At 33.4% G+C, this 12764-nt stretch carries 14 protein-coding genes and 2 tRNA genes; 9 read left to right on the plus strand and 7 right to left on the minus strand.

Going from position 1 to position 12764, the window contains the following annotated elements:
* Positions 1-31 precede the first annotated feature (31 nt).
* The 3 genes from B5X55_RS01010 to rpsT all read left to right on the plus strand — a co-directional run bounded on the left by B5X55_RS01010 (position 32) and on the right by rpsT (position 540).
* Positions 32-103 (plus strand) — tRNA-Glu (locus B5X55_RS01010).
* A 58-nt stretch (positions 104-161) separates the two neighbouring features.
* Positions 162-233, plus strand: a tRNA-Glu gene (locus B5X55_RS01015).
* A gap of 55 nt (positions 234-288) precedes the next feature.
* The gene (gene rpsT, locus B5X55_RS01020; protein ID WP_079510533.1) at positions 289-540 is read left to right on the plus strand and encodes a 30S ribosomal protein S20; all 252 of its coding nucleotides are present in this window, start codon (positions 289-291) and stop codon (positions 538-540) included.
* A 134-nt stretch (positions 541-674) separates the two neighbouring features.
* Here rpsT and B5X55_RS01025 read toward each other — a convergent pair whose 3' ends face one another.
* The 4 genes from B5X55_RS01025 to rho form a co-directional block, all read right to left on the minus strand.
* Positions 675-1361 (minus strand): hypothetical protein, encoded by a 687-nt coding sequence (locus tag B5X55_RS01025; protein WP_143814373.1) that lies wholly within the window; start codon positions 1359-1361, stop codon positions 675-677.
* A 48-nt stretch (positions 1362-1409) separates the two neighbouring features.
* Positions 1410-2093 (minus strand): hypothetical protein, encoded by a 684-nt coding sequence (locus B5X55_RS01030; RefSeq protein WP_143814374.1) that lies wholly within the window; start codon positions 2091-2093, stop codon positions 1410-1412.
* A 12-nt stretch (positions 2094-2105) separates the two neighbouring features.
* Positions 2106-2783 (minus strand): hypothetical protein, encoded by a 678-nt coding sequence (locus tag B5X55_RS01035; protein ID WP_079510536.1) that lies wholly within the window; start codon positions 2781-2783, stop codon positions 2106-2108.
* Positions 2784-2991: 208 nt separating this feature from the next.
* A complete protein-coding gene (rho, locus tag B5X55_RS01040) occupies positions 2992-4620 on the minus strand; it encodes a transcription termination factor Rho (protein ID WP_079510537.1) in 1629 nt (542 codons plus the stop codon).
* Between the two features lie 192 nt (positions 4621-4812).
* Here rho and B5X55_RS01045 point away from each other — a divergent pair, with 192 nt between their 5' ends.
* Positions 4813-5223 carry a DUF4293 domain-containing protein gene (locus tag B5X55_RS01045; RefSeq protein ID WP_079510538.1) on the plus strand — a complete coding sequence of 137 codons (411 nt, stop codon included), beginning with the start codon at positions 4813-4815 and terminating at the stop codon, positions 5221-5223.
* A gap of 170 nt (positions 5224-5393) precedes the next feature.
* Here the strand turns inward: B5X55_RS01045 and B5X55_RS01050 are convergent, their stop codons facing one another.
* Entirely contained in the window at positions 5394-5888 is a 495-nt protein-coding gene (locus tag B5X55_RS01050) for a metallophosphoesterase family protein (RefSeq protein ID WP_079510539.1), read from the minus strand.
* Between the two features lie 128 nt (positions 5889-6016).
* Between B5X55_RS01050 and truA the strand changes: the two genes are divergently transcribed.
* Together truA and B5X55_RS01060 are read left to right on the plus strand one after the other, a co-directional pair.
* The gene (gene truA / locus B5X55_RS01055) at positions 6017-6766 is read left to right on the plus strand and encodes a tRNA pseudouridine(38-40) synthase TruA (protein WP_079510540.1); all 750 of its coding nucleotides are present in this window, start codon (positions 6017-6019) and stop codon (positions 6764-6766) included.
* On the plus strand, positions 6759-8525 hold the full coding sequence (locus B5X55_RS01060) for an ABC transporter ATP-binding protein (RefSeq protein WP_079510542.1): 1767 nt from the start codon (positions 6759-6761) through the stop codon (positions 8523-8525). Before truA ends, B5X55_RS01060 begins: the two co-directional genes overlap by 8 nt.
* Before the next feature lie 3 nt (positions 8526-8528).
* Here the strand turns inward: B5X55_RS01060 and B5X55_RS01065 are convergent, their stop codons facing one another.
* The gene (locus B5X55_RS01065) at positions 8529-9314 is read right to left on the minus strand and encodes a diadenylate cyclase (RefSeq protein WP_079510544.1); all 786 of its coding nucleotides are present in this window, start codon (positions 9312-9314) and stop codon (positions 8529-8531) included.
* Positions 9315-9368: 54 nt separating this feature from the next.
* Entirely contained in the window at positions 9369-10193 is an 825-nt protein-coding gene (gene folP / locus B5X55_RS01070) for a dihydropteroate synthase (protein WP_079510545.1), read from the minus strand.
* A gap of 103 nt (positions 10194-10296) precedes the next feature.
* Between folP and B5X55_RS01075 the strand changes: the two genes are divergently transcribed.
* From B5X55_RS01075 to tpiA, 3 genes are read left to right on the plus strand one after another with little or no spacing between them, the layout of a single operon-like run.
* On the plus strand, positions 10297-10845 hold the full coding sequence (locus B5X55_RS01075; protein WP_079510547.1) for a DUF1599 domain-containing protein: 549 nt from the start codon (positions 10297-10299) through the stop codon (positions 10843-10845).
* An 8-nt stretch (positions 10846-10853) separates the two neighbouring features.
* Positions 10854-11951, plus strand: coding sequence for a BT_3928 family protein (locus B5X55_RS01080; protein WP_079510549.1), 1098 nt, complete (start codon positions 10854-10856; stop codon positions 11949-11951).
* A 41-nt stretch (positions 11952-11992) separates the two neighbouring features.
* Complete coding sequence (tpiA, locus tag B5X55_RS01085) at positions 11993-12742, plus strand: triose-phosphate isomerase (protein ID WP_079510550.1); 750 nt, start codon at positions 11993-11995, stop codon at positions 12740-12742.
* Positions 12743-12764: the final 22 nt, after the last annotated feature.

The following is a 12764-nucleotide window of genomic DNA, read 5'->3' on the forward strand; positions in this document are numbered from 1 at the left end:
GTATTTTTGCATCCGCAATTGCGCAAAGTTTGGTCCGTTCGTCTAGGGGTTAGGACGCCAGGTTTTCATCCTGGTAACAGGGGTTCGATTCCCCTACGGACTACAAAGTAATTGAAGATTTAGGTTTTTAGTTGCTATTTGTAAGTTCTAAGTAAAATAATGGTCCGTTCGTCTAGGGGTTAGGACGCCAGGTTTTCATCCTGGTAACAGGGGTTCGATTCCCCTACGGACTACTAGTAAAACATTTTCAGGATTTTAATAAATCCTATAAACAAATTAAGAGATAAAATGGCAAATCACAAGTCAGCGTTAAAGAGAATCAGAAGAAACGAAGCAGTACGTTTACGTAACAAATACCAACACAAAACAATGCGTAATGCATTGAGAAAGTTGCGTACTGAAGAAGATAAAAAATCTGCTGAAACATTATACCCTACAGTGGTTAGTATGATAGACCGTTTAGCAAAACGTAATATTATACATGATAACAAAGCTGCTAATTTAAAAAGTAAATTAGCGAAGCACGTAGCGGCTCTATAATTTAGCTTTACTTATAATATTTAAAGCCTTCCTCTTAGGAAGGCTTTTTTTGTTGTACCGACCTTCTTTAAATTCAATATTATTGAGTTTGAGAAGGTCTTATGGTTTTGTAAGAGAAATAATTTAGGTGTATTCTATTTCTTAGAAATTATACGAAGTCGCTTCATGAACATAAAACCTATTATAATACAAGAGTACAATACGCCAATTGTAGCATGATGAAATACAGTTAAATTGTATTGATCATAGAAATTATAATGGTAGGTTAAAATATACATTGAAACTGGGTAAAATGTGTAAAAAATTAAAATACCTAAACTAATCCAAAAAAGTAAGTTATTGTGAAGTTGCAGTTTATGTTTTTTTGAAAAAGTGGTATAAAGATAGTTGAGAACAGCGTAGAGTAAAATTATAGCACCAATTATAATTGCATAGTTTTGAGGGTCTACATAAAAATCTTGAACGAATAAATTTATGGTGCACGTAAGAACAAATACCACGCTACCATATTTAATTATTTTTTTGCAAAGTGAATTCTCGATAATATGATAAAAAATATAAAAGAAATATAGAAAAAAGATGATATCAAAAATATTGAAAATAGCTGTATTATAATTATAATACTCTTGCTTGTAGATAATTTGAATTTCATCTACATCTCGTATAATAATACCTAGGGTTTCTGTTAAGAATGTGTAGACAATCAGAATGGGTAGATATTTTAATATCGTATCATAATAGAGATGGTATTTAACAATAGATAGAATTAAAGCTAAAAAGTAGAGTAACATGAAATAATTATTCAATATGTACTCTAGCATAATTCATCCTTTAATTAGCATACTATTGATTCTATAACAGCTTTTATTCTACCTAAAGGCTAGTCTTCTTCCTTTTATGAATCCAAAAATGAACAGACTGTACATTATGACTATAAGTACTCTCAGAACTGATCTTAATTCGTATTTCGTCCAGGTGTCATAATCAGTATAACCTATTACATAAATTACTGGGAATACGGAATAAAAAATTATTAAAGCAATACTTACCCAAAACATTAGGTTGTGTTTTTGAATTAAATCTTCTTGCTGTTGAACTTTATCTTTAAAATATAGAATTACACAAAACACTAATAGCCACGAACTTATTGCAAGGGCGTAATAGAGATTGGTTTCAAGTGGGTTTTGAAATATAGTACTTATTAAATATGCCAAAAGTGAGATTATTGCGCTAATGATTATCCACTTTTTATAACTTCTATTATGTATTAATTGCCTGTAAACGAAGTAAAAAAAGCAAAAGAATATAATCGCATATATATTATAAATTACATCATTAAAGTTGCTGTATTTGACATTCTGAAAAAAGGAAATTTCGTCATAAGTTCTTACTAAATATCCTAATACTTCATTGAAAAAAGTATAAGCAATAATGATTGGGAAGTACTTTAAAGCAGTGTCATAATACTTTTTATAGGTCGTTAATGATATAAATAGCGTAACTGCATATATTATCATGTAGTAATTATCCTTAATAAAAGACATTGAAAGCATGCAGTAATTATTTTAAAAATCTGTTTTTGGTGGAGGTCCACCTTGACCAAAATTAAAAGCTAAGCTTTTACTGCCTTGTAAACTGGTATTTAAAACAAAATTAGGTGCGAATCCCGCTTGTGCTTCTTGTTTTTTATCTAAAGAAAATCCTAAACCATCTTTAGAAGAATCTTTCCAGTCTTTAATCAATTCGGCATTGCCATTATCACCAATAAAGAAACCATAATTAATTCCTCCTTTTTCTAAAGTTGGAACCATAAAAATTGAATTTTGTCTTTTATGAACTACCTTTTTTCCGTTTGGGAATTTTTCTTCATTAGGGTAGTTGGCAAAATACAATCTTAATTTGGTGATTTTTTTAACACCGCCCGCCTCAGCTTCCTGGTCTATATAAGCGATATATTGCTTAAGGGCATCGTAATCAAAATCTACAAATCTAGATGCTTCAAATTTTTCATCTGGTTGACGTTGCTGTGTTTCATATGGTTCAATTAGTCTAACCCTATGTTCGGAATAATTATCATAAATGGCGTTTGCTTCGTTTAGTGAAATAATATTAGCCGGTGCATCAACGATTGGTGGAGTTTTCGAATTTGGTTTGTTTTCTTTTTGTTGTTGATTGCAACTAAAAATACTAGTGAGTACAAGAACACATAAGATTTTGGTGGTAATTGAAGTGGGTCTTTTCATTTTCTGTGAATTAGGGTTTATAATATAGAAAACTGAAAAAAGACTGGGGGAGAATCTTTCTCTAATTAGTTAAAGATATTAAAAAAAATATAGGAGTATGAAAAGTTAATCTATGGTTTTAATAGAGATACTGTTTTGGGGCTTTGTTAAAAACAAAAAATCTCGATTTCATATAGAAATCGAGATTTTTTTATAAAACTTAATTATTTTAATTATTCATCGTCAGCAAGAATTCTTCATTGTTCTTCGTTTGTTTAAAACGCTGCTCAATAAACTCCATTGCTTCTACAGGATTCATATCTGCAAGATACTTACGCATAATCCACATACGTTGTAATGTGGTTTCATCCAATAACATGTCGTCTCTACGTGTGCTAGAAGAAGTAAGGTCAATTGCAGGGAATATTCTTCTGTTCGCAATTTTACGGTCCAATTGAAGTTCCATGTTACCAGTACCTTTAAATTCTTCAAAGATAACTTCATCCATTTTAGAGCCAGTCTCTGTTAATGCTGTAGCAATAATTGTAAGAGAACCACCACCTTCTATATTTCGTGCAGCACCAAAGAATCTTTTTGGTTTGTGTAGTGCATTAGCATCAACACCACCACTTAATACTTTACCAGATGCAGGTTGAACCGTGTTGTAGGCTCTTGCTAAACGAGTGATTGAGTCTAAAAGGATTACTACATCATGACCACATTCTACTAAACGCTTTGCTTTCTCTAAAACAATGTTCGCTACACGAACATGTTCTGTTGGTTCTTTGTCAAATGTAGAGGCAACAACTTCACCACGTACATTACGTTGCATGTCGGTAACCTCTTCAGGACGTTCGTCAATTAATAATATAATCTGATATACCTCAGGATGATTCGCGGCTATACCATTTGCTATATCTTTCAATAGCATAGTTTTACCAGACTTTGGTTGAGATACGATCATACCTCTTTGTCCTTTTCCTATCGGAGAAAACAAGTCGATAATACGGGTCGATATAGTGCTTTGGCGTTCTGCCAAGTTAAACTTCTCTTGAGGGAATAACGGAGTTAAATGCTCAAAAGAAACGCGATCACGAACTATCTGTGGGTCAATACCATTAATTTTATTCACCTTAATTAAAGGAAAATACTTTTCACCTTCTTTAGGTGGTCTAACATTACCTAAAACGGTATCTCCTGTTTTTAAGCCAAAAAGTCTAATCTGTGATTGTGACACATAAATATCATCTGGTGATGATAGGTAATTGTAATCAGATGAACGTAAAAATCCGTAACCATCTTGCATGATATCTAATACGCCTTCACTCGCGATAATAGAATCGAACTCATATTCGGGCTCTTTGTACCTATTTTTTAGGTCCTTGTCAAAATTACTTTTGTCGTGAGGAGTTCTCGGGTTTGGCTTTTTGTTCTGATTATTATTTTGAGGAGAATTCTTCTGAAAGTCTTTTTTGACGTTTGGTGCATTTGGAGCTTTTGGCCTTGGCCTTGGCCTTGGCTTTGGAGTTTCCTTCACTTCATTTACTGGAGAGTCTTCCTTCTTTGGAGACTCTTCTTTTTCAGTAGCTCTAGGTTCCTTTGTTACATTTGGAGCAACAAGTTGTCTTGGCCTTGGTTTTGGCTTCGTTTTCTCCGCTACTGGTTTGCTAACTTCTGCTGTTTCCGTTTTAATCGGGGCAATAGCAGCAGCAACTTTAGGGTTTGCGGCTTGTAAGTCTAATATTTGGTAGACTAAATCTAATTTTTTTAAGGTTTTGAATTTAGGAACCTTTAGTCCTTTAGCAATTTCCTGAAGCTCAGGTAGCTTTTTTGATTTTAAATCTGAAATCTCAAACATTAAGTAGTCGAATAAATTTATGAGTATATTGTATTGTAAGAAGTATATTTTTTGGGTAAACTCAAGGAATGTTTTCCTTATTGGTAGGCGTTATAACATGATAACGAAGCAATATTACAAATTATTTTGAATAAAAGAGTTATAATTTTTGAAAAGACCTGTATTTTTACGGTATAAAGTGGTAATAAATTTATGATTCAAAGAATACAGAGCTTTTATTTACTTATCGTTGCAATTCTTACGGGGGTATTGCCGTTCTTCTTTAATCTATGGATAAACATAGATGGGGTTGAGGTTTTTGCGGATAATGAAATGATTGTTTCCATTGCCATGTATATGAGTGCTATTCTGGCTATATGGTCTATAGTGCAATTTAAAAATAGAAAAACTCAGTTTGTAATTAACAGGCTGAACATGATATTAAATGTTTTTTTACTAGGATTTTTCGTTTATCGATCACTAAACTTATCCGGAGAGGCTTTGGTTTCTGAGAAGGGTATTGGGATGCTGATTCCAGTATTTTCTATCATTTTTTTGGTCCTTGCAAATAGGGCTATAAAAAAGGATGAAGATCTTGTAAAATCTGTTGATCGCTTGCGTTAAACCTAACATCTTAGTAGTATTAGTGCGTTAAACCCGGGGTAGTTTCCGGGTTTTTTTGTTTTAAGACGTTTTCATTACTTAGATTGTAATAAGACGCGACATCTACTATATTATGAATGCCTAAAATTATTTAAATGGTTGAAAAGGTGAAACAGATACAGATGCTATAGCTAACGCTTTCCTAATTCTACAACAACTAAATCTTTAATGTCTTCCCCGTCTATTATAAAACGTAACATTGTACGTACTTGGTGAAACCCGTGCTTACCACAGGCACCTGGGTTCATATGTAGAACTCCCAATTTTTTATCCATCATAACTTTAAGAATATGAGAGTGTCCGCAGATGAATAGTTTTGGCGGATTCTCTTTTATCATATCTCGTGTTCTTACATTGTATTTAGGAGGGTAACCGCCAATATGAGTTATCCAAACATCTACACCTTCACAGAAAAATCTATTATTTTCTCGAAATTCTTTTTGAATAATATGGTCGTCAATATTGCCATGTACACCTTTTAAAGGCTTTAATTTTTCAATTGCATCTGTTACCTCTAAAGAACCTATGTCGCCTGCATGCCAAACTTCATCGGCCCAGCCAACATGCTTTAATATTGCATCGTCTATGTGAGAATGGGTGTCTGAAAGCAATAAAATTTTAGTCATGATTTGAATTCGATTTTAGTGAAGGAGTTGAGCTACAATAACAATTTTTAAGAGTTGACCATTAAAAATGAATTTTAAAACGGATTCCTTTTTAATATCTTTACAGAATACAAAACTAGTACATCCCTTTGAGATTCTTTATTCAATTTTCATACTTCGGTAAAGCTTATCATGGTTGGCAAAATCAGCCAAACGCAATAACGGTTCAAGAGGTATTGGAAAATGCCATGTCTAAACTATTGAATAGTCCTATTTCTGTAATGGGAGCAGGCCGTACTGATACTGGAGTGCATGCCAAAGAAATGTACGCTCATTTTGATGTTGAGCAATTAACGAAAATTCCTGAACTACTTTTTAGGCTTAATTCTTACTTGCCTAATGATATAGCTGTACAGCGTATTTTTGAAGTAAAAGATGATGCACACGCGCGTTTTAATGCCACGGCTCGTACCTATGAATACCATATTTCAAAAACTAAAGACCCATTTATAATGGATATGGCACATTTTATATGGAAAGATCTGGACTTAGCTAAAATGAATACTGCCGCAGAGTATTTAATCGGTAAAAAAGATTTTGAGTGCTTTTCTAAATCGAATACAGATGTGTTTACCAATATTTGCGATTTACGGGAAGCAAAATGGGTGGTAGAAAACGATAAGCTTATTTTTACAATTACAGCTGATAGATTTTTAAGAAACATGGTAAGAGCTCTGGTTGGAACACTATTAAATGTAGGTGTTGGTAAATATTCGGCCGACTATGTTAATACCATATTAAAAAGTAAGGATAGGACAATGGCGGGAGCATCCGTTCCTGCAAAAGGATTATATTTGACCTCTATTGTTTACCCCAATACTATTTTAAAAAATGGATAAGGATTCTGGCAAAGCATTTGACACTCGTCTTTTTAAACGCTTAATGGCCTACACCAAACCGTACAAACTTACTTTCTATGGGGTAGCGCTTTCAGCTATTTTATTGTCTGGTTTCGCTATTCTAACTCCACTTATTGTTAAGGAAATCATTGATAATGCCATCAAGCAAAGCAATGAAGAGATGTTGTTAAATTTAACGATTGCCATGTTAGTAGTTTTGATAGGGCAAGTGGTTAGTCAATTGGCCTTTAACTATTATGCTAACTGGTTGGGTGAGTCTGTTATAAAGGATATCCGTATAGATTTATTTAAAAAAATGCTCAGTTTTAAAATGAAGTATTTTGACAATTCTTCATTGGGTGTTTTGGTTACTAGGGCAGTTGCCGATATGCAAAGAATTGGGGAGATATTCAGTCAGGGTTTTTTCGTAATAGTAGCAGATTTATTAAAAATGTTAGTTGCTGCGGTTGTAATGCTCATTATCAATTGGAAACTTTCATTAATTGTTTTCTCGTTATTGCCCTTAATTATTTACGCAACTAGGTTATTTCAGAAGGCTATGAAAATTGCCTTTACCGAAGTTAGGGCAGAAGTGTCCAATTTGAATTCCTTTGTTCAAGAGCGAATTACGGGCATGAAAATAGTTCAACTATTTACCCGAGAAAAAATTGAGAGCGATAAGTTTAGGGTAATCAATGAAAAGCATAAAAATGCGTGGTTAAAAACAGTTTGGTATAATTCTATTTTCTTTCCTATTGCAGAAATTGTCTCATCGATAACAGTTGGCCTAATTGTTTGGTACGGAGGATTACAAAACGTGGCAAACATAACTACCGATATTGCTGGTACCATCTTCGCATTTATAATGCTAATAGATTTGCTGTTTAGACCTCTTCGCCAAATCGCCGATAAATTCAATACGCTACAAATGGGAATGGTAGCTGCAAATAGAGTTTTTAAAATATTAGATACCGATAGTCATATACAGAATGTTGGTTCTTATGAGCAAGAAGTAATTAAGGGTGATATAAAGTTTGAAAATGTTCGTTTTGGATATTTAGAGGACGAGGAAGTACTTCATGGTATTTCTTTTGAGGTAAAAGCTGGAGAAACGGTTGCTATTGTTGGTTCTACTGGCGCAGGTAAGAGTACTATAATTAATTTATTGAATCGTTTTTATGAAATTAATTCAGGAGAGATAACCATTGATGGTGTTGATATTAAGGAATATAAATTAGCATCTTTACGTTCCCATATAGCGGTTGTTTTACAAGATGTATTTTTATTTGCTGATACGATTGCAAATAATATTTCATTGAAAAGTGCAACGATAAGTGTTGATGATATTGAAAATGCTGCTAAAGCCATTGGCGTCGACGAATTCATATCTAGTCTTCCTGGTGGTTATGAGTATAATGTAAAAGAACGGGGCACTATGCTTTCGAGTGGTCAACGTCAATTAATAGCTTTTCTAAGGGCATATGTAAGTAACCCAAGTATTTTAATTTTAGATGAAGCTACCTCATCTGTAGATACCTATTCAGAACAATTGATACAATTAGCTACTGACAAAATAACTCAGGGTAGAACTTCAATCGTTATTGCACATCGCTTGGCAACCATTAAAAAAGCGGATAAGATTATAGTTATGGATGCTGGTAAAATCGTAGAATCTGGCACTCACAAACAACTACTTAAAAAAGGTGGATACTACAGTAATCTCTATGAAGCTCAATTCTTAGCAGAAGAGGTCGCTTAACTTTTAAATTAAATCTTGTTTAAGCATATTACCTAATTGTGTGATGGAATCATACAAAACGAATTCTCCATTTTTTATATAGGAAATTAAACCTGTTTCTTCACTTACCACAAGACTTAATGCGTCTGTTTTTTCGCTGATGCCTACAGCTGCTCTATGTCGTAGTCCAAAACGCAGCGGAATGTTTCGCTCATTAGACACAGGAAGTATAACTCTAGTAGCAACTATATAATTCCCCGCTATAACGGCAGCGCCATCATGCAGCGTGCTATTTTTATAAAATATACTTTCAAGAATAGGCTGGTTGATTTCGATATTCATTCGATCACCGGTAGACTTAATAAAATCTAAAGAATTATTACGCTCTATTACCAAAATAGCACCTGTCTTGGTGCTAGACATTTTTTCGCAAGCTTTAAGAATCGAATCTACATCGGTGTCAGTTGAAATACCCTCTTGCTTTAAAAATTTAAAGTGTTTTACAAAATTCCTTTTGTTGGCAAAATTAGTTGACCCTATCATCAATAGAAATTTTCGAATCTCTTGTTGAAAAACAATGATTAGCGCAATTAAGCCTACTTGCATAAATGCACCTACCATACTACTAATCATTTGCATGTCTAGAAGTTCTGTTAGTTTCCAAAAGGCCCAAACAATTACTATTCCAATAAAAATATTGATAGCTACCGAACCACGAACTAACTTGTAGATATAGTATAGAAGTACGGCAACAAAAATGATGTCTAATACATCGGTAATTCTAAAGTCAATAAAATTTAAAAAATCCAATCAGTACCGTTTTAGTAAAATTAAGAAAATTGATAACAAGAAATAAGTATAAAATTAGGCATTTAATTGATCATGTAGTTTTACACATTCCATAGCCTCTCTTACATCGTGTACCCGTAAAATTTTAGCACCTTTTTGAAGACAGACCATGTGTAATGCCGTTGTACCGTTTAAAGCTTGGTCTGCAGTAGTATTCAATGTTTTGTAAATCATTGATTTTCTACTAATTCCTACCAATAAGGGCAACTCAATAAAACTCATCATTTCTAATTGTCTTAAGAGTTCGTAGTTCTGGTTTAAGTTTTTAGCGAAACCAAAACCTGGGTCTATTATAATATCCTTAATTCCTAAAGATTTAGCTATTGAAAGCCTTTCAGAAAAAAACAAAAGTACTTCTTTAAGCACATCGTCATAATTTGTTTGTTGCTGCATATTTTGGGGAGTTCCTCTCGTATGCATCATAATATAGGGAACATTCAATTGCGCAACAGTATTCAACATTTGTTGGTCTTGTACCCCAGCTGAAATATCATTGATAATTGCCGCGCCACTGCTGATACATTCTATAGCTACCTTACTTCTAAAGGTATCAATTGATACTATTGCCTCGGAAAACTCTTTTAAAATGATTGAAATTATAGGAACTATCCGTTTTAATTCGGTTTGTTCATCTACTTCTATCGCACCAGGTCTGGTACTATAGGCGCCCACATCAATAAAACTTGCGCCGTCGTTTATCATTTTCTCAACGTGATGTAAAATACTAGAATCGTCTTTGTATTTTCCACCATCATAAAAAGAATCCGGAGTCAAATTTAAAATACCCATTACTTTAGGTTGATGTAGTGAAATAAGTTTACCGTTGCAGTTTATGGTCATTATCAAGAATTAATAGGAATTTGTGGCATTTTCCAAGTTTCAACCATCAATCTTGATGGTTACAGTTTTTTAAGCGAAATTTACACAAAATAGATAGAATTACATGCTAGATACGGCACAGGAATACGATGAGGTGATTCAGGTTTGTTTGAATCTGTACCAGAAAAAAATGTCAGATTATGGTAGTGCATGGCGAATCTTAAGATTACCATCTTTAACCGACCAAATATTCATTAAAGCTCAGCGAATAAGGAGTCTTCAAGAAAATGAAGTTCGTAAAGTTGATGAAGATGAACGTTCAGAGTTTATTGGGATTATTAATTATTCTGTTATGGCGTTAATTCAGTTAGAATTGGGTGTTGTTGATCAGCCCGATTTAAATACAGAAAAGGCCGTAGAATTATATTCCAAACATATTAAAATAACTAAGGAGCTTATGCTGAATAAAAACCATGATTATGGTGAAGCATGGCGTGATATGAGGGTGAGCTCACTAACAGATTTAATATTGCAAAAATTACTTCGTGTAAAACAGATTGAGGATAATAAAGGTAAAACCGTGGTGAGTGAAGGGATTGATGCAAATTATCAAGATATGATTAATTATGCTGTTTTTGCATTAATACATTTAGGAACAGAATCAGAAAAATAAATTCAATAATGAAGTATTTAGTGGGTGTCGTTAGAATTTTTGTTGGAATTCTTTTTATTATTAGCGGATTTATAAAATTGAATGACCCAGTTGGTTTTTCTTTTAAATTAGAAGAATATTTTAGTCAAGGTGTTTTAGACCTTCCTTTTTTAACACCTTATGCATTAGCAATTTCAATTTTGGTAGTTGTTGTTGAGGTTATGGTAGGGGTAATGCTTATTCTTGGATATAAGCGTAAGATTACAGTTTGGACCTTACTTGCAATGATTATTTTCTTCACATTTCTAACCTTTTATTCAGCCTATTTTAATAAAGTTACCGATTGTGGTTGTTTTGGAGATGCTATTAAATTGACACCATGGGAATCTTTCACTAAAGATGTGGTGCTTTTAATTTTGATTCTTATAATATATGCAGGTAGAAAGTATATTACTCCACTAGTAAAACCACATACTGTAAAAGCTGCTTTAATGGTTTCACTATTAGCTTGTATAGGATACGTTTATTACGTGCTTAACCATTTGCCAGTTATTGATTTTAGACCCTATGAAATAGGAAAGAACATAGAAGAAGGCATGAGTGTTCCAGAAAATGCTCCTAAAGCCATATTTGAATATAAATGGAAATTCAATGTGAATGGTAATGAGGAAATTTATATAACCAATGGAGCTTACCCTACTGTTGATGGTGAATATATTGATGTAGAAACAAAAGAGATGCAAGCAGGTTACGAGCCACCAGTGCACGACTTTACTGTTGAGCAAGAAGGAGAAGATTTTGCTAGTTCTTTATTGCAAGAACCAAAGTTGGTTATGGTAATTGCTTATGATTTAAGAAAGTCTAATCTAGATGTATTTAAAGAAATTAAATCTGTTGCAGAAAAAGCATTGAAAGCTGGGTATAAAGTAATTGGTATGTCTGCTTCTGGTCCTGACCAAACTACTTTCTTAAAAAAGGAATATGGATTAGGGTTTGATTTTTACTTTACAGACGAAACGACCTTGAAGACTATTGTTCGTTCTAACCCAGGAGTATTGGTTTTAGAAAAAGGTACAATAAAACAGAAAGTACATTACAATGATTTAGAGGATTTAAAATTTGACTAGAATTTTAAACCAAAATAAAAATAATTAGAAATATAATTGAAATGAGAGCAAAAATAGTAGCAGGAAATTGGAAGATGAACAAGAATTTGGCAGAAACTGAAACACTTTTAGCAGAGTTATCGGCAAAATTGCCAGACACTACTGCAGAAGTAATGGTATCGCCAACATATGTTAATTTGGCTAGCGCTGTTCGTACATTAGATAATTCTAAAATTGAGGTAATCGCTCAGAATATGCATTATGCTGAAAGTGGAGCTTTTACAGGTGAGATTTCTGCAGATATGCTTTTGAGTATTGGCATTGATACAGTTATAATAGGACATTCTGAAAGAAGAGCATATTTTGCAGAAGGTGATGAAATCCTATCTAAAAAGGTAGCTACTGCTTTGAAAAAAGGAATGCGAGTAATGTTCTGTTTCGGAGAGGAATTAGAAGATCGTAAATCTGGTAATCATTTTAAATTGGTCGAAAGCCAGTTGAAAAATGTTCTTTTTAATTTAGAACCATCTGCTTGGTCAAAAATTGTATTGGCATACGAGCCAGTATGGGCTATTGGAACAGGAGAAACTGCTTCGCCAGAACAAGCTCAAGAAATGCACGCATTTATTCGTAAAACTATTGCAGAAGCTTTTGATGCAACTATAGCTAACAATGTTACAATTTTGTATGGTGGTAGCGTTAAACCGGGCAATGCAGTAGAAATTTTCTCAAAACCAGATGTTGATGGTGGTTTAATCGGTGGCGCTGCACTAGTTGCAGATGATTTCATAGCAATCGTGAAAGCGATTTAGTTGAAAAAACTCAGTATTTTAA

The sequence above is a fragment of the Maribacter arcticus genome, assembly GCF_900167935.1.
GTDB lineage: Bacteria > Bacteroidota > Bacteroidia > Flavobacteriales > Flavobacteriaceae > Maribacter > Maribacter arcticus.